Source organism: Sorangium sp. So ce394 (assembly GCF_051474665.1).
Lineage (GTDB): Bacteria > Myxococcota_A > Polyangia > Polyangiales > Polyangiaceae > Sorangium > Sorangium cellulosum_D.
Genome location: NZ_CP150339.1, coordinates 6,425,160 through 6,442,597 on the forward strand (window position 1 = coordinate 6,425,160; position 17,438 = coordinate 6,442,597).

General features: G+C 74.2%; 14 protein-coding genes and 1 tRNA gene. 4 read left to right on the forward strand and 11 right to left on the reverse strand.

Annotated features, from left to right (window positions below; translation table 11 throughout):
- Positions 1–185 precede the first annotated feature (185 nt).
- Positions 186–1,715 carry a protein kinase domain-containing protein gene (locus tag WMF33_RS23600; protein WP_437339232.1) on the forward strand — a complete coding sequence of 510 codons (1,530 nt, stop codon included), beginning with the start codon at positions 186–188 and terminating at the stop codon, positions 1,713–1,715.
- A 22-nt stretch (positions 1,716–1,737) separates the two neighbouring features.
- On the opposite strand, the gene WMF33_RS23605 is transcribed toward WMF33_RS23600, so the two are convergent.
- A complete protein-coding gene (locus WMF33_RS23605) occupies positions 1,738–2,820 on the reverse strand; it encodes a tetratricopeptide repeat protein (protein WP_437339233.1) in 1,083 nt (360 codons plus the stop codon).
- A 278-nt stretch (positions 2,821–3,098) separates the two neighbouring features.
- Between WMF33_RS23605 and WMF33_RS23610 the strand changes: the two genes are divergently transcribed.
- Positions 3,099–4,904, forward strand: a complete 1,806-nt coding sequence (locus tag WMF33_RS23610; protein ID WP_437339234.1) for a serine/threonine-protein kinase — start codon at positions 3,099–3,101, stop codon at positions 4,902–4,904.
- 239 nt (positions 4,905–5,143) lie between these two features.
- Complete coding sequence (locus WMF33_RS23615) at positions 5,144–5,407, forward strand: GlsB/YeaQ/YmgE family stress response membrane protein (protein WP_061628248.1); 264 nt, start codon at positions 5,144–5,146, stop codon at positions 5,405–5,407.
- Here WMF33_RS23615 and WMF33_RS23620 read toward each other — a convergent pair.
- The 5 genes from WMF33_RS23620 to WMF33_RS23640 all read right to left on the reverse strand — a co-directional run bounded on the left by WMF33_RS23620 (position 5,368) and on the right by WMF33_RS23640 (position 10,621).
- On the reverse strand, positions 5,368–6,186 hold the full coding sequence (locus WMF33_RS23620; RefSeq protein ID WP_437339235.1) for a hypothetical protein: 819 nt from the start codon (positions 6,184–6,186) through the stop codon (positions 5,368–5,370). The genes WMF33_RS23615 and WMF33_RS23620 overlap by 40 nt on opposite strands.
- A gap of 161 nt (positions 6,187–6,347) precedes the next feature.
- Entirely contained in the window at positions 6,348–7,877 is a 1,530-nt protein-coding gene (locus tag WMF33_RS23625) for a serine/threonine-protein kinase (RefSeq protein WP_437339236.1), read from the reverse strand.
- Between the two features lie 259 nt (positions 7,878–8,136).
- Complete coding sequence (locus tag WMF33_RS23630; RefSeq protein WP_437339237.1) at positions 8,137–9,585, reverse strand: flippase; 1,449 nt, start codon at positions 9,583–9,585, stop codon at positions 8,137–8,139.
- A 249-nt stretch (positions 9,586–9,834) separates the two neighbouring features.
- Positions 9,835–9,907: transfer RNA gene (locus WMF33_RS23635), tRNA-Gly, on the reverse strand.
- 171 nt (positions 9,908–10,078) lie between these two features.
- Positions 10,079–10,621, reverse strand: a complete 543-nt coding sequence (locus tag WMF33_RS23640) for a hypothetical protein (protein ID WP_061625078.1) — start codon at positions 10,619–10,621, stop codon at positions 10,079–10,081.
- Between the two features lie 193 nt (positions 10,622–10,814).
- On the opposite strand from WMF33_RS23640, the gene WMF33_RS23645 reads away from it, so the two are divergent.
- Complete coding sequence (locus tag WMF33_RS23645) at positions 10,815–11,129, forward strand: hypothetical protein (protein WP_020736665.1); 315 nt, start codon at positions 10,815–10,817, stop codon at positions 11,127–11,129.
- 346 nt (positions 11,130–11,475) lie between these two features.
- Here the strand turns inward: WMF33_RS23645 and WMF33_RS23650 are convergent, their stop codons facing one another.
- The 5 genes from WMF33_RS23650 to WMF33_RS23670 form a co-directional block, all read right to left on the reverse strand.
- The gene (locus WMF33_RS23650) at positions 11,476–12,114 is read right to left on the reverse strand and encodes a sterol desaturase family protein (protein WP_437339238.1); all 639 of its coding nucleotides are present in this window, start codon (positions 12,112–12,114) and stop codon (positions 11,476–11,478) included.
- A gap of 206 nt (positions 12,115–12,320) precedes the next feature.
- Positions 12,321–13,475, reverse strand: a complete 1,155-nt coding sequence (locus WMF33_RS23655; protein ID WP_437339239.1) for an iron-containing alcohol dehydrogenase — start codon at positions 13,473–13,475, stop codon at positions 12,321–12,323.
- Positions 13,472–14,833, reverse strand: coding sequence for a glutamine synthetase family protein (locus WMF33_RS23660; RefSeq protein WP_437339240.1), 1,362 nt, complete (start codon positions 14,831–14,833; stop codon positions 13,472–13,474). Before WMF33_RS23660 ends, WMF33_RS23655 begins: the two co-directional genes overlap by 4 nt.
- 123 nt (positions 14,834–14,956) lie before the next feature.
- Positions 14,957–15,568: a hypothetical protein gene (locus tag WMF33_RS23665; protein WP_437339241.1), complete on the reverse strand. Its 612-nt coding sequence runs from the start codon at positions 15,566–15,568 to the stop codon at positions 14,957–14,959.
- On the reverse strand, positions 15,561–17,348 hold the full coding sequence (locus WMF33_RS23670; RefSeq protein WP_437339242.1) for a serine/threonine protein kinase: 1,788 nt from the start codon (positions 17,346–17,348) through the stop codon (positions 15,561–15,563). The genes WMF33_RS23665 and WMF33_RS23670 overlap by 8 nt, the downstream gene beginning before the upstream one ends.
- Between the last annotated feature and the right edge of the window lie 90 nt (positions 17,349–17,438).

Genomic DNA, 17,438 nt, shown 5'->3' on the forward strand with positions numbered 1-17,438 from the left:
TCGAACGGCGCGCGTCGCGCCGGGCGGCGGTGCGCGGGGCGGTCCGCGCGTGGGGCGGTCCGCGTGCGGGTAGGCGGCGGAAGCGGAGACACGACGGCGCGCCCGCCCCCTAGGGCGTAGGCTGCCCTCGGGCCACCGTGCTAGTCTGCCCGGGTGATTTGCTTCTCCGCACCGGGAACGCCGGCATGAGCGCGCTGGTCGGCGAGATCATCGACGGCAAGTACCGGATCGTCCGGCTGCTCGGCCAGGGGGGCATGGGCGCGGTCTTCGAAGGCGAGAACGTGCGCATCCGGCGCCGCGTCGCCATCAAGCTGCTGCACGCCAACATCTCGAGCCAGGCCGAGTCGGTGGCGCGCTTCGAGCGCGAGGCCCAGGCCGCGGCGCGGATCGGCTCCGATCACATCTGCGAGGTGCTCGACCTCGGCGTGCTGCCCGACGGCACGCGGTACATGGTCATGGAGTACCTCGAGGGCGAGACCCTCGGCGCCAAGATCGAGCGGGCGGGGCGGCTCGGGCCCGAGATCACCGTGCCGATCATGGTCCAGGTGCTCGAGGCGCTCGGCGCCGCGCACGCCGCGGGGATCATCCACCGCGACCTGAAGCCCGACAACATCTTCGTCATCCCCGTGAAGGCCGGGCTCAGCAACTTCGTGAAGGTGCTCGATTTCGGCGTCTCGAAGTTCTCGCAGCTCGCCGGCGGGGAGATGAGCATGACGCGCACGGGCGCCGTCGTCGGGACGCCCTACTACATGTCGCCCGAGCAGGCGCGGGGCTCCAGCCCCGTCGACCAGCGGACCGACATCTACGCCATGGGCGTGCTGCTCTACCAGGCGACGACCGGTCAGGTGCCGTTCGACGCGGCGACCTTCAACGAGCTGCTCTTCAAGATCGTCCTCGAGACGGCGCCGGTGCCCCAGCAGCTCGTGCCCGACCTCGACGTCGAGTTCTCCGGGATCATCCAGAAGGCGATGGCGCGCGAGCCGGGGGCCCGCTTCCAGAGCTGCGCGGAGTTCAAGAGCGCGCTCCTCGCGTGGGCGGCGGCGCGGCCCAACCTGGCCTTGCTGAGCACGGGGCGGACGTCCCTCTCGCGGCTGTCGCTGCCGTCCCAGCCGGAGGTGACGACGACCCCTCCGCCCCCACTCCGCCCTGACACCCCCTCGTGGGGCCAGAGCGGGCCGCCGGTGCCCGGCATGGGCCACACGCCGCACACGCCGCAGCTGACCGCCAACTCGTGGGGCGCCTCGTCGGGCGTCACGGGCCGCGCGACGCGCCCCCCGTCCAGGATGCCGGTCTTCGCCGCGCTCGCCGCGACGGCCACCCTGCTCGGCGCCGGCCTCGCCGCCTGGTTCGCCTTCGGCGGCAGCGGGGCGACGGGCGCGGCCAGCCCGGATCCGAGCGCCGTCAGCGCGACGGCCCTCGCGACGCCGCCGCCGCCTCCGACGACGGCGACGCCGCCCCCGCCGGAGCCGCCGGTCGTCACCGCGAGCGCCACGGCCGCAGAGCCCACGCCGCCCACGCCGCCCGCCACGGCGGAGCCGAGCGCCGTCCCGGCGGCGTCCTCGGCGCCGGTGAAGCCGCTCACGCCGCGGACGCCTCCTTCCCAGACGAGGCCGCCGCCCGTGACGAAGCCGCCGCAGCAGGCGCCGCCGACGAGGCCGAGCGCGCAACCCCAGAAGCCGCAGAAGCCGGGCGTTCCGGGCGACTTCGGCTACTGAGCACGCGCTCGGGGCGCTCCCGTCAGAACGCGCCGCGCACCCCGAGCCCGGTCGGCGTCACGTAGGGGGCGACCCACGCCGAGCTCGACGGCTCCGGCTTGGACGTCAGCTCCAGCACGATCAGCGTCGCGCCGCCGATGAGGAGCACGCCGCCCGTGATGAGGTTGATCGCGCCGGTCGTCTGCTGATCCGCGGCGTCGGCGTCGAGCCGCTTGATCTGCTGCTGGATCAGCGGACCGCAGCCCGCGCCGGGGCCTGCCTGCGACGACTCGCACCGGTGCGTATCGCTCAGGTCGTTCGCTTTCTGCTGCGTCGAGCCGCCCTTCGCCAGGAACACCGAGCCCACCACGACCCCGCCGAGCCCGAGCGCCGCGGCCGCGATGCCCCCGCCCAGCATGAGCACGTTCGTCTTTCGCTCCGGCTTGCCCGGCGGGCCTTCGGGGGGGACCTCGCCCGGGCCGCTGCTCCAGGTCCCCTGCCCCTCCCCCGAGGCGTCGGGCGACGGCGGCATGGCCGGGCTCTCCGGGACCGGGATCTTCAGCTCCTTCCGCTCGCCGTCGCCGAGCGTGACCGCCTGCTCGATCGGCGAGAGGCCCGGCGGATAGACGGTCACCACGTGATTGCCGGGATCGATCGGGCGGTGCACGCCGAGCAGCGCGTCCGCGACCGGCTGTCCGTCGAGCTTCACGGCGATCTTCCGGCCGGCGGCGCCCTCCAGCGCGATGCGCAGCGACGCGATCCTGGGATCGACCGCGGCGAGCTCCTCCCGCGCGTCCTGCTGGGCCTTCTTGAAGGGAGACGGCGCCGTGGACGGCAGCTCCTCGCGGACGATCCGCAGGTACGTCTCCTTGGCCGCCACGAGCCGGCCGAGGCGCGTCTGCGCGCGCGCGATCAGCAGGAGGTGCGTCGGCGCGTGCACGATCGCCTCGGCGCGACCGAGCAGATCGATCGCCTCGTCGAAGCGGCCGGACGTGAACGCTTCGGCGCCCTGCGTGGCCAGCGACCGGGCCGCTGCTCTGTCCTGGTCCGACTGTGCGAGCACCTCGCCTGTCGGGAGCAGCAGGAACAGCGCCGCAGCGAACGGAACGCATCGTCTCAAGAGCACTCGGGCCTCCTCGCGCGCCACGCTATCACAGGCCGTCGGCAACGGAACAAATCAGCCCCGCGGCGCCGCCGGCCTGCGCTCTGTCCGGCGTTTCGCGGCGCCTCCGAGCGGCGGCGCGCTGCGCGCGGACCGCTCGACGCCCTCCGCGCGCTTCGCGCAGCGGCGCGGCGAGCCTGCGCGCAGCGCGCCGCGCGCCTCCGCTCGGAGGCGCCGTCCGCGGGCGGCTGTGAACCGTCCGCACAGCGCGATGGCACCCATTCTGCTGCGTGAGACGCGCCATGGACTGCCTCCGCTCCTCCGCGCCCCTCGACGCGGGATTCCCGTCCTCGGAGCGATCCCTCAGGGGACGCCTGCTCGGGGGGCGGTACCTCATCGAGCAGCTGATCGGCGCCGGCGCGATGGGGCGCGTCTACCGCGCGCGGCACCTCGGGCTCGGGCGCGCGTGCGCCGTGAAGATCATCCGCGAGCGCGGCGCCTCGCCGGGCGCGGCGGGCGGAGCGGGCCGCCGCGCCTGCACGACGCGCGTCTGCGCGCCGTCGCGCCGGGAGGACGCGGGCCTCCGCGCCTCGAGCGGCGTGAGCGAGCGGCCCTCGACCGACTCGAGGCCGCGCTCCGGCGGCGCCCGCGCCGGGGACGCGGTGCTGAGGTTCCACGTCGAGGCGATGGCGGCGAGCCGGCTCGATCACCCGAACATCGTGCGGGTCCTCGACTTCGGCTGCGAGACGTCGTTCCCCCACGGCGCGCCCTTCGCGGGCGCCGACGGGCGCGAGCCGGAGCCGCCGAGCCTCTGGTACCTCGTCACCGAGCACCTCGACGGCGAGGACCTCATCGACCTGCTCAACGCCGCGCCGATCCTGCCCGCGGAGCGCATCGTCGCGATCATGCGCCAGCTGTGCTCCGCGCTGCAGCACGCGCACGACGCGGGCGTCATCCACCGCGACGTCAAGCCCGAGAACATCCGCCTGGTGCCCCGCGTCGACGACGGCGGCGCGCCGTTCGAGCAGGTGAAGCTCCTCGACTTCGGGACGGCGAAGCTGCTCCACGACGAGCGCTCCGGCGCGCTCGCGGGCGCGCCGCTGCTCGCCGCGGCCGCCGACGACGGCCGGCTCGTCATCGGGACCCCCGCCTACATGAGCCCGGAGCAGGCGGCAGGGCAGCCCGTGGACGCGCGCAGCGACATCTACGCGTGCGGCGTGCTGCTCTTCGAGATGGCGACGGGGCGGCTCCCGTTCGAGCGCCCGACGCCCGTGGCGCTCGCCGCCGCGCACGTCGACTCCCCGCCGCCCCTGCCGAGCGCCCTCCACCCGGAGATCGATCCGGATCTGGAGGCGCTGATCCTGCAATGCCTGCGCAAGAACCCGGACGACCGCCCGCAGAGCGCGCGCGCCCTGCGCGAGGCGCTCGCGCACATCGCGCTCCGCAGCGGGCGCTCCGCCGCGGAGGAGCGCGCCCCGGCGCGCGCTGCGGACGACGCCCCGGCGCGCGCTGCGGACAACGCCTCGGCGCGCTCCGCGTGCACCTCGACGTGGGTCGGGTACCGTTCCCCGTCCTCGCTGCCGGGGAGCGCGCTCCTGGATCTGCCCTGCTCCCCGCCGGACGCGCGGCGCGATCCCTCGTCCGCTTCCACCTGGGTCGGCCACGGCGCCGCGCCCTGCCCGCCCGCGGCGCTCGTCGAGCCCGCCGCGGACGCCGCCGCGGCCGGCGCGCCGCCGGCGGACGCGGCGCCTCCCAGCGCCGCGGCTCCGTCGCCCGCTCTTGTCTGCGCGCATCCCAGCCCGGAGCTCGACGCCGCGCTCGCGCCCGTCCTCCTGCTGCGGGCGCGCCTGCCCGGCGGGCTGCGGAGCCAGGCGCGGCTGCGCCGACGGCGTCGCCGGCGGCTCGCTCCGGTCGTGGTTGGCACCGTCGCGGCCACGGTGCTCGGCGGATCGCTGTGCCTGCTCTTCAGCGCTGCCGGCGCGGCGCTCGCCCCGCTCGCCTCGCCCTCGCCGGGGCGCGACGGCGACGCGCCCCCGACCGACGACGCGCGGCCGACGCCGCCGCGCGCGGACGAGCCGGAGCGCGCCTGTCCCCTGGAGCCGCCGTGAGCGCCGCGGGAGCGGGAGACCGGCCTCGAGATCGGCGTGCCGGGCGGGTCGACGATGTACAGCCGGTGCCCAGCGCCGCGGGCCGGATGGCGACGCCGTTCACGCTGGCTGCCGAGCCTCCGCTTCAGCCCGGTGCGAACGGAGCTCACCCCGAACGGCACGTCGTCTGCAAACGCTGGCCTCCGCGTTGACGCGGGAAGACGCCCCTCGGCGTCGCCCGGTGTCGAGAGGAGCGAACCATGTCCGTGCTGTTGTGGATCCTGTTTGGGCTCATCGTCGGCGTCATCGCCAAGCTGCTCACCCCCGGGCGCGATCCCGGCGGCTTCGTGGTGACCGCGCTGCTCGGCATCGCGGGCGCCCTGCTCGGCGGCTTCATCGGCCGGGCCCTCGGGCTCTACCCGTCGTACCAGTCGAGCGGGGGCTTCTTCATGTCGATCCTGGGCGCCGTCATCCTCCTCGCCATCTACAACGCGACGCTCGGCCGGAGGGCGACGAGGCCCTGAGGGCTCGCCCCCTTCGCGGGCTCGCGCCGCAGCGGCGAGGCGGGCGGCTCGAGCAGCGCCGCGGCGGACACCACGCGGGCCGGCCCGGCGCGCCGGTCCAGGCGAAACTCGAGCGCGACGTCCGGCGGCAGCGGCCGGATCGCGCCCGCGCCGTAGCAGCGGCGGTAAACGAGATCGCCCGGCCCCGCGCCCTGCCCGCCGAGCTGATGGCTCCACCACCGCGAGTAAACCGTCGGCCGCGCGGGATCGACCGCGAGCAGATCGGCCCGCTCGAGCCGCACATCGCTGTGATCGCCGCGGTCGGCGGCGCCGTGCTCGGCGGTGAGCCGCCCGTCGTCGCCCACGCTGTAGACGATCCTGAACCCCTCGACGTCGCCCTTGCCGTAGGCGACGCGCTGAACTCCCGGGCCGAAGAGCAGCCCGTGCGTGTAGACGAGGTCCACGGCGAGCGCTGGCAGCACGGTCCAGGTGAGCCAGTTGTTGCCCCAGGGCCGCTCCTCCGAGAAGAACGCGTAGTAGCCGACGGAGACCGTGCCGCGCTCTCCCGGCGCGCTGCGGTAGAACAGGACGTCGCCGAGCTCCCCCGCGCTCGCGACCGTCGAGCCGACGCAGATGGGCTGCTGCTCGATCGCCGCGTCGATCGCGCTCGACTCCGCCGGCGCGCCGGGCTCGTCGGCGGCCGGGCGCGGCAGCGCGCCCCCGCCCGTGGCGCTCGCGAGGAGGGGTACGGCCACTGCGGCGAACGCGACGCCGCGGTTCAGGGGATTCCGGAGGGGCATCAGGGCGGGCTAGGCTAGCGAGCCCGTCGCTGGGCGCGCCACCGCAAAGAGCCGTTCGCGTTCGGCCCATCACGGCGGCGTCGCCGAATGGATGTCTCCCGGAGATCGCGCGAGCTCCGCCCTTTCAAGGCCCGCGAGGCGAGGGCGAGCGGCGGGCGGCGCTACCGGGGCGCGCCGCGGCTCGCTGGCGCGGCGGCGCCGTCGAGCGCGCCGATCGCCCTGCCCGCGAGCGCGCCGGCGGCGAACGTGACCGCCGCGATCACGAGCCACTGCAGGAGCCGGGCGCGCCGCGGCGGGCGCGCCTCCCTCCAGTGCGGCGTCACCGCGTCCCTGCCCTCGCTGCGCTCGATCTCGATCGCCGCCTCCTCCGCGCCCGCGCCCGCGTCGACGCCGCGCGCCGCGGGCGCCGCCTCGCCGCGATCGTCCCCGGAGCGGTTCGTCAGGGTGCGCCGCGCGCCCGGGCGCCCGCGGACCCCGGCGGATCGCCGGCAGCCCCGCACGAGCAGCGATCGGTGACGATCGCGCCCGCTCGCGACCTCGCGCACGAGCGCGGCGATCTCCTGGCCGGCGAGGAGCCCGCGCTCGCTCGAGCTCGGCTCGTCGCCCCCGCCCGGCGCCCTGCGCACCGAGGCGAGCACCTCGGCGAGCGCCTCTTCCATCTGCGCCGCGGCCTCGAAGCGATCGTCGGGATCGCGCGCGAGCGCGCGCCGCACCGCCTCCTCGAGCAGCGCAGGGCACGCCGGGCGGAGCGGCGCGATCGCCGGCACCTCGCCCGAGAGCACCGCGCGCATCGTGGCGCCGTCTTCCTTCCGGTGGAACAGGCGGCGCCCCGTCAGGAGCTCGAACAGGATCACCCCGACCGCGAAGAGATCGGCCCGCGCGTCGATCCGCTGCCCGCGCAGCTGCTCGGGCGCCACGTAGCCGAGCTTGCCCTTCACCGTGGGGGCGTCGCTCGACGGCGCCGGACCGCCCGCCTGGCCCGGCGAGCCGAGCGGGAAGGCGTCGTCCAGGATGCCGCGCATCGCCGTCATCTCCGCGACGCCGAAGTCGATGAGCTTGATCTCGCCCTCGAGCGAGAGGAGCACGTTCTGCGGGCTCACGTCGCGGTGCACGAGCCCGACGAGCTGCCCGCCGTCGTCGCGGAGCCCGTGCGCGTGCCCGAGCGCCCGCAGCACGCCCACGCCGATCTCGAGGGCCGCCTCGATCGGGAACGGCCGCCCCTCGGCGAAAAGCGCGCGCGCGGCCGCCGCCAGATCGCAGCCCGGGACGTACTCGACCACGAGGTGATGGCGCCCCTCGTGAAACACGAAGTCGTGGAACCGGATCACGTTCGGGTGCTGGAGCCGGGCGCTGATCCACGCCTCCCGGAGGAACATCCGCACGATCGACGGATCCCGCCGCGCCTCGGGGCGAAGGCGCTTCACGACGACGGGGTGCGCGATCCCTGCCGACCCGCGCCGGCACGCGAGGAACAGCTCGGCCATGCCGCCGGCCGAGAGGCGCGCGAGCAGCGCGTAGCCGCCGTCGCCCATGGGCAGGTCCATCTCGCGAGGCCTCCACGGCTGCGCGGGCGCGCCCAGCTCGTCGCGCCCCGGCATGCCGAAGGCGCGGAGCGAGGACGGCCGCCGCGCCATCCACTGCCGGAGTCGCCCCACCCCGGCCACCCCCCGGACCTGCCCGCGCCGCCACATCGCCCCTCCGCTATTCACGCTGCATGCCACGGAGAGGGCCGCGTCACCGTCACCTCCGAGCCACGGGCGCCCCGCGCCGCTGCGTGGATCCCGCCGGATGAGAGCGCATGTCGGCAGCTGCGGAGACCCGAGGCGAGCGCCGCTTCCCGCGGAAAAGCCGAAAATTCGATGGCCTCCTGTTCCGCACAGGCGCGTAGAGGGCCGCGCGCGCAGAGGACGGCGCGCGCAGCGCCGGGCCCCGCCCGCGGCGGAACGCGGATCAGGCCGCGGTGGCGGGCGAGGCGCGGACGCGGCGCGCGAGCAGCGCGCGCAGCTCGCGGAAGGAGACGGCGCGCAGGGCGAGGAGGAGGGCGACGTAGACGGCGACGCCCACCGCGATCGACGCCCACATCCCCGCGAGCGCGCGCGCGGCGTAGGCCGCGGTGGCCATCGCCGCCGTCGCGGCGAGGATCGCGGCGATGCGGCCGAGCTCGACGCACTGGGCCCAGCGCGCGCTCAGGCCCCACGACGCGATCAGCGCCCCGGCGCTGACGACGAGCGTCGCGCCCGCGGCGCCCACGGCGCGGTAGCGCGGCAGGAGGAGCAGGTTCAGCGCGACGTCGGCGACGAGCGCCACCGCGAGCAGCTTCACCATCGCGACCTCGCGCTTCGCGGCGAGCAGCGGCAGCGTCACGACCTGGAACACGAACGTCACGGGGACGCCGCAGGCGAGGATCCGGAGGACGTCCGCCGCCGGCGCGTAGTCGCCCGCCGATCCGTAGACGAGCTGGACGATGTCCGGCGCGAGCAGGAAGACGCCGGCGGCGACCGGCAGCCCGAACAGCGCGGCGACGAGCATGCAGCCGCCGTAGAGGCGGCCGAACGCGTCGCTGTCTTGGGCGTAGAGGCGCATGCCGGCCGCGAAGGCGGCGCCGAGCAGCACGTCGGGCAGCATCCTGAAGTTCTCGCTCAGCACCCAGGCCGCGCTGTAGACGCCCACGGCCTCCTCGTCGCAGAGGGCGCGGAGCATCACGCGATCGGTCTGGAGCAGCGCGCTCGCGAGCGCCCCGAGCGCGCCGATGGGCAGGCTGCGCTTCACGATCTGCCAGAGCTCGGCGGGGGGCGTGGTGAGCTCGGGCCGGTAGAGCCGGGAGCGCAGGTAGTGCGCGGTGATCCCGAGCTCCAGCACGTTGCCGAGCAGGAACGCCGCGGCCGCGGCGACGACGCCGAAGCCGAGCGCGAGCAGGGCCGCGGAGAGCGCGATGACGAACAGCCGCGCGCCGAGCTCCGCGTAGAGGATGTACTGGAAGCGCTCGTGGGCCTCGAACGAGAGCCACATCGTCGAGTAGAGCAGCGTCGCGAGCTGGGACGCCGCGGCGAGCACGACGAGCTGCGCGCCGAGGCCCGAGCGCGTCGCGAGCGCGACGGCCACGGTCGCGCCGAGCACCAGCGTCCCGGTCACGCCCCGGATGGTGAGCGCCGCGCCGAGGTGACGCGGCCCGAGCTCCGGCTTCACGGCGATCTCCCGGGCGAGGTACCCCCGCACCCCGATGCCGGCGGCGATCGTGACGATCCCTGCGATCGCGAGCGACGCCTGGAACTCCCCCCACGCGGCGACGCCCACCTTCCGCGCGAGGTAGCCGACGAACACGACGCCGAGGACGGCCATGATCGCCTGCTTGAGGAGCATCAGCGCCGCGTTGAGCGCGATGCGCCGGCCATCCTGCATGAACACCTCCAGGTGTCCCCCTGGGGTGGGGCACCGCTGTCCACGCAGCGGGAGCGGGCCCGATTCGAGCATCGTGCGCTCCCAGAGCGCGTCCGTCTCGCGCGGCGCTGGAGCGCCCGCGGCGCGCCGCTGCTCCGAGCTCAGCTCGAGGAGCCGTCTCGGGCAACGCCGATCGAAGAGGCGCTCATGGGGCCCGAGGCACCAACATCAGGAGGACCGCCAGCGCAGGAGGGGGCCGGCAATCCTCGGAGCGGGACACGGGATTCGAACCCGCGACCCTCAGCTTGGGAAGCTGATGCTCTACCAACTGAGCTAGTCCCGCTTGAGGTGGAGGAAGCTTCTACCCAATCCCGAGCCGCAGAGCAACCCCCTTCATCTCTTTTCCGTCCCTATTTCCGTCCCTATTTCCGTCCCCGGATTCCTCCGCCGGTTCCGGCCCCGCGTTCCGGCGGATTCCGACCGACGCCGCGCCCGGCGCTCGGTCGGCGGGGCGCTAGCGGCGCGCGCGCGCACGGAGCGCGGGCACGCCGAGCACATCGCCCGGCAGCGGCGAGCGCCGCCGCACGGCGCTGTTGCAGTCGCTGGTCGCCGCGGCGATCGCGCTCGTGATCTCGTCCGCGCCCGCGTCCGGCGGGATCCAGGGCAGCTGCTGCAGCGTGGGCCTGTCCGGCGGCAGCCACCGCAGGCTCCTCGTCACGAGCACGACCGGGTGGTCGCTGTCCACGAGCTCGCTCGCGAGCCGCGCGCCGCCGAGCGGCGCCGGCGGCAGATCGAGGCAGATCAGGCACGCATCGAACCGCTCGGTCGCCGACGCGAGCAGGGCGTCGTCGATCGACGACGCGTCCACGATCTCGACGTTTGCCAGGGTCGCCTCGATCGCGCGCGCCAGCGCGTCGCAGGTCGCGGCGCGGGCGTCGTGCGCGAGCAGGATCCGGAAGCTGCGCACCGAGCGCGGCCCGGGCCTGCACGCCTCGACGACCTGCAACCTCCCCGAAGCCGGCGTCGCGCGCTCACGAGGTGCACGTCGAACGGTCATGGACTCCCCTTCCTCAGTCACACCAGGGCAACCGTGCCCCAGGCTAACACCCCTTGAGCTCAAACTGACCAACCTTTATATGAGGACGCGCTCTTTCTCGGCACGCCGCGCTGCGGCTCTCTCTCTAGCTCGCCTCGCCGCGCCGCGGCATGCTGGCATCGACTACGGAAACATCTACGAAGGACGGTCATGCATGAGTCGGTTTCTCATCTCCACACCTTGCGAGTGCCAGGCAAGCCTCTCAGCCACCCTGGACGAGCACCGGCACGTCACCGCCGGGTGGGCCACCCGGGCTCCCCGCGGCCGGTCGGCCGGCGGTGAAGCCGACAAGGAGCTCGCTCCTGCGCACAGCATCAATGCCCACCTCGACCGGTTCGACGTGGCGTGGTTGTGCCCCTACTGCGGGCGCAACACGCTCCGCACCTTCTATGCAGGCGCGATGAGGCGGCTGCCCGACGCGCCGCCTGCAGCAGGGCTCGCCCCCTCCGGCACGACGCCCGCGCCCTGACGGCCCGCGGCGCCGCGCTCTCCTCGATCCGATCCCCTCGATCCGTTCATCCCGCCCACCGATGCGCCGCGCCCCTGCGGCGCCGCGCCGGCGCCGCTCGCCGCCCGCGCGCGCAGCCGGCGAACGACGTCGACGCGACCCCGCGTCCCCCTCCCCTCGCCGACGCGCCCGCAGCTCAGCGCCGGGCTGCTGCGCCGCGTCCCTCGCGGAGGTGGAAGCGTGCAAACGCGACCGAATCATGGCCCCTCAACCCGCCGCGCGCCGGGGCCATTCCCATCCGCTCACGATCCTCCGCGGCGCGCATCGGCGCCTCCGCGGCGCGCATCGGCGCGCGCCGCCCGCCCGCTCAGCTGCCTTTTCCCGGCTGCGAGGTGCCCATCGTCCCGAAGACCCAGTCCCAGAGCGGCGACGACACGCCCCACCGCGCGCGTTCTCCCGTGTGGTGATGGACCATGTGATGCCGCTTGATCCACTTCCCCCAGCGCGAGCTCATGCGGAAGTGGTGAATGGCGTAGTGGGTGCCGTCGTACACGAGGTACCCGAGGCTGAAGCCGATGAACAGCGGATCCGCGGGGACAGGGCCGAAGACGGCGCGGAACAGCATGTAAAAAACGGCGCCGAGGGGAATGCTGGCGCCGAGCGGCATCACGAGCCGGTCGGCGTCCTGCGGGAAGTCGTGGTGCACCCCGTGGAGAACGAAGTGCATCCGGCGCTGCCACAGGCGCGGACCGACGTAGTGGAACACGTAGCGGTGCAGGACGTACTCGGCGAACGTCCACAGGAACAGACCGGCGAGCACGAGGCCGAGCCCGGACCAGAGGCCGACACCAAACCCGGCGGCGCGGACGCCCAGGTAGCCGAGCACCGGGAGCCAGAAGGCGAACGGCGTGATCGGGTGGATCCGCGAAAATCGCTCGATGAGCGGCGTCTCGAACATCTGGCAGGTCGCAGGACGCGCGGTGCGCTCGGTGGTGGTGCCCGTCATCGTGCACCCCTGCTACCTCATTTATCCATTGTCGGCCAGAGGTAGGCCGGCGCCCAGCGGATCGGCGGATGCCGGGAAATGGCCGTGCTCCCCGCCGCGCTCGATGCGGGTCAGGGCGCCCCCTCCAGGCGGCGACGCGCGCGCGTCGCGCGCCCGACGGCCGAGCGACGCGCGGCGCGCGTCAGGACAGCCGCGCGCCGCGCGCGTCAGCCCGCGAAGGACGCCTCGTAGAGGTGGCGGAGATCGTTCCGCGAGCACGGGCGCGGGTTGCTCGTGTGGCAAGCGTCCTGCGCGGCGAGATCGGCCAGCGCGTCGAGCTTGTCGCGCGAGACCCCCGCCTTCTCGAGGCCGGCCGCGAGCCCGATGCGGGCGCGCAGCGCGCGGATGGCGTCGGCGCACGCGGCCGCGTCCTCGGCGGCGCCGAGGAGCGCCGCGACGCGCGCGAGGCGCGGCGCCGCCGCGGCGACGTTGAACTCGACCACCGGCGGGAGGCAGAGCGCGTTGGCGAGGCCGTGGTGCAGCCCGCACTCGCTCGAGAGCGGGTGCGCGAGCGAGTGGCACGCGCCGAGCCCCTTCTGGAACGCGACGGCGCCCATCATCGCCGCCTTCATCATGGCGCCGCGCGCCTCGAGGTCGTCCCCGTGCGTCACCGCGCGCTCCAGGTTCGCGGCGGCGAGGCGGATGCCCTCGAGCGCGATGCCGTCGGCCATCGGGTGATCGCCCTTCGCGACGTACGCCTCGATGCAGTGCGTGAGCGCGTCGAAGCCCGTGGCCGCCGTCAGGAACGCCGGCATCGACCGCGTCATCACCGGGTCGAGCAGCGCGGCGTTGGCGAGCAGGTACGGCGAGAAGATCACCGTCTTCCGGTGGTTCACGTCCAGCGTCACCACGCCCGAGCGGCCGACCTCGCTGCCGGTCCCGGCCGTCGTGGGGATCGCGAGCATCGGCGGGACGTTCGGCGTGATGAAGCGATCGCCGCCGGTGGCGTCGTCGTAGTCGACGAGCGGCCGATCGTGGTTCACGCCGAGGCGGACGAGCTTGCCGACGTCGAGCGGCGAGCCGCCCCCGAGCGCCACGACGAGATCGGCGCGGGCGTCGCGGAACGCGGCGACGCCGTCGTGCACGTTCTTCTCGACCGGGTTGCCGAGCACGTCGTCGAAGACGGCCACCTCGAGCCCCTCCTTCCGCAGCGAGGCCGCGACGGGCTCGAGCAGACCCGAGCGGACGACGCCCTTGTCCGTGACGATGAGGGCCCTCGCCGCCCCGAGCCGGCGCGCCTCGGCGCCCGTCTGCTCGACGACGCCGGCGCCGAAGAGGATGCGTGTAGGAAAGCTCCAAACCGTGAACTGGCTCATGATCACACCGCCTCGAAGTAGCGCTTCAGCTCCCAATCCGTGACCGCGCGCTCGTACTGCCGTACCTCCCAGTCGCGCGTCAGGACATAGTGGTCGACGAACCTCTCGCCGAGGATCTCGCGCGCCCTCTGGCTGCCCGCGAGCAGCCGCGTCGCCTCCGCGAGCGAGCGCGGCAGCGCGAGGCGCGACGACTCGGCGCTCGACGCGTCCCCGGAGGCCTGCGCGGGCGGCTCGACGCGGTGCTCGATGCCGTAGAGCCCCGCGCCGAGGCACGCGGCCATGGCGACGTACGGGTTGATGTCCGCGGCGGTCTGGCGGTACTCGACGCGCGCGCCGGGCGTGCCGAGGCCGATGAGGCGGATCGCCGCCGTGCGGTTCTCGACGCCCCAGCTGGCGGTGAGCGGCGCCCAGACGCCGGGCACGTACCGCTTGTACGCGTTGATCGTGGGCGAGTAGAGCGCCGTGAGCTCGGGCATGAGCGCGATCTGGCCGCCGACGTAGTGGCGCAGCGCGGACGGGAGCCGGTCGGGCGACGACGCGTCGTCGAAGATGTTCTTGCCGTCCCGCCAGAGGCTCTGGTGCAGGTGGCCGCTCGAGCCGGGCAGGTCCGCGTTCCACTTCGCCATGAACGTGACCGAGAGGCCGTGCTCGTGGGCGATCTGCTTCATGGCGACCTTGAAGAGCGCGGCCTTGTCCGCGGCGCGGAGCACGTCGTCGTAGCGGATCGCCGCCTCGTACACGCCGGGGCCGGTCTCGGTGTGCAGGCCCTCGATCTCGACGTCGAAGGCGCGCATCTGGTCGAGGATGGCGGCCATGAGCTTCTTGTTCTGGCCCTCGCGGACCCACGAGTAGCCGAACATGCCGGGGCTGAGCGGCGTGAGGCCGGCGAAGCGCTTGTCGTGCAGCGAGCGCGGCGTCTCCTCGAAGAGGAAGAACTCGAACTCGCACGAGAACTTCGCCGAGATCCCCATCCGCTCGCCCTTCGCGATGACGCTCCTGAGGAGCGAGCGCGGGCACGCGGGGTGCGGGGCGCCGCGCTCGTCGCGGAAGTCGGCGAGCATCGCGACGGTGTTCGGCTCCCACGGCAGGTCGCGGAGCGTGCTCGGGTCGAGGACCGCGTGCGCGTCCGGGTAGCCGGTGTGCCAGCCGGTGACCTTGGTGTTGTCGTAGAGGACGTCGGCGATGTCCCAGCCGAAGATGACGTCGCAGAAGCCGAAGCCGCTCCCGAGGGCGCTCTTCAGCTTCTCGAGGGAGACGTACTTTCCGCGGAGGAGGCCGTCGATGTCAAAGCCGCCGATCTTGGCGCGGGTGATGCCCCGCGCTTCCAGATCGGAGAGGAGCTTCTCGGAGGTCGAGGCGGTCATGGGCCGCGACGATAGCAGGGGTACGGGGCCGCAGGGCAAGCGCGCGCGCCGGCCCCGGGCGACGTCCCCGCGGCATCTCCCGGACATGCGCCGGACGCGCGCGGCCTGCCCGCGCGCGGGCGCTCACTTCACCCGGACGCTCTGGATCGGGTAGCGCTCCGCGAGCGGCACGAGCACGCGCTCGACGAGCTCGCGGACGCGCGCGTAGCGCTGGTGGTTCGTCGCGGCCGGGTTGCGCTTCGAGTCGACGACGCCGATGCGGATGTCCAGCGTGCGGGCGTCCTCGACGCCCCCGGTCACGAACGCGTCCGGGTGCACCTTGTCGAGCTCGACGTTGAGCTCCGCGGCGTCCGGGACGGCGCCCGCGAAGGTGACCTCCAGCGCCTCGCCCAGGCCGTTCAGCACGGCGTTGAGGTTCTCCACCGGGAACGGCTGGCGCGCGAGCCACGCGACGACCGCGCGCCGCGCGCCGCGCAGCGCCACGCTGACGGCGAGCGCGACCGCGATCGGCGCGAGCGCGAGGGCGCCGAGCGCGCGCGCCACCGAGGGGCCCGCGTCGCGGCCGAGCGCCGCGAGGAACGCGAGCAGGAGCGCGCCCGAGGCGAGCGCCACGAGCGGCGGATCGGTGAGCACGCCCCACCGCGAGGTCGACGCGTTCATGATCCGCGTGAAGCGGGCCGACACGCTCTCTTCGGCGCGCCGCTCCGCGGCGCTCCCGTGGGCCTGGTCAGGCATCGCCGGCGTCTCCGAGCATGCGCCAGAAGAACAGGCCGACGCCGAAGAGGAGCAGCACGCCGGCGACCCAGAACGAGCGCACCGGGCCGAAGCTCAGCACCTCGCCCGATCGTTTCATGATGAGGTCGGCGACCGTGACCACGCAGGCGAACACGATGCAGGCCACGGGCAGCGCGAGCTGCTGGAGGAGGCTCGGCCCGGCGGCGATCGGCTTCGGCTCCGGCGGGCGCGGCCGCGCGTCCGGAGCCGGCGGGCGCGCCGACGGCCGGTACCTCATCGACGGCAGGTCCGACAGCGGGCGCACCGCGGCCGGCGCCAGCGACGTCGCGCGCGGCGTCGCGCCGAGCGCCACCTCCAGCGGCGGCGAGCTCTCCATCATCCCGCCGCCGCGCGCGTGCAGGCCCGGCGGGGCGCTCTCCATCCCGCCGCCGCGCGGGAGCGCGCCCACGGGCGTCGCCTCCGCGAAGCCGGCGCGCTCGTCCCAGAGGCCGCGGCCTCGCGCGCTCCCGGGCACCACGTCGGCGGCGAGCGCGCCCACCCCCCGGCCCCGCGCGCTCTGCGGCGCCTCGGGCAGATCCATCTCGAGCCCGGCCGAGTCCGAGGGCGGCGCCGGGCGCACGCTGCTCGCGGGCCCGTCCCGGCGGCCGCCCCGGGGCGAGCGCATCGAGGCGGGGGCCACGTCGAGATCGATCTCGAGCGACCCTGTGTCCCTGGGCGTGTCGAGCCAGACGTGCCCGGCGCGCTTGACCTGCGGGGCCGCCGCGCGCATCGACGACGAGGGCGGCGGCGGGGTGGAGTACGCGTCCTCGAGCGCGGCGGCGCGCCCGAAGGTGGGCGCGAGCCCCATGGCCGCCTCCAGCTCGGTCCAGAAGGTCTCGATGTCCCTCGTGCGGTCGCGCGGGCTCACGGCGAGCGCGCGCTCGAACACCGCGTCGACCTCCGGCGGGATGTTCGCGCCCTCGGTCCGGGGCGTGGGCCGGCGCTTCACGTCGAGCGCCGTGCCCATCATGGCTTGCGCCTCGCCATCGATCACCTGCCGCCCGACGAGCGCCTCCGCCATGGTGAGCGCTAGACCCCAGACGTCGGTCCAGGTTCCCGTCTGCCCGAACCGCTTCGGCGCCCACTGCTCCGGCGCGCCGTACGCCGGCGAGAAGGCGTTCAGCGGGTCGCCGTTCGTGACCCGGCCGACGGCCTGCTCGGCCAGCGTCTTCGCCTGGGCGATGCCGTAGTCGAGGATCTTGAGGCGCTCGGTCCCCTCCTGGGTCGTGATGAAGATGTTCTCGGGCTTGAGGTCGCGGTGGATGATCGACACCGTGCCGTTCGGGCTCGGGAAGCGGTGCGCGCGCGAGATCGCCTGCGCGATGGGGCGCATCATCTTCATCAGCCGGTGGAGCGGGATGGGCGGCTCCCCCTTGAGCCTGCGCCGATCGATGACCTTGTCGAGCGACTCGCCCTCCAGCCACTCGAGGGCGAGGAAGGGGACGAACTCCCCGCGCTTGAGGTGCAGCACGTCGACGTGGAGCGGGCGGACGACCTCCGGGATGGAGGCGGAGAGCCGGAAGAGCAGCTGGGCTTCCTCGCGGAATTTTTCGAGGAAGAGCTGGCGCTCGCGCGGGGTCTTCGCCTCCGAGACCTTCAGGCATTTCAGGGCGACCGGCGCGCGAAAGCCGCCATGGATCGCGCGGTACACCACGCCGAATCCCCCCTCCGCGACCACCTGCTCGACGTGGAAATTACCCGCCTGCGTGGTCCCGACGATGCCGAAGACGTCGTCCGCCATGCTCCCCTGAGCCATAGCGCACGGCGCCGCTGGACCGAAGGGCGAAACCGAATTTTGCTGTTCGATTGTGCCGATCCCGCGTGCCGATCC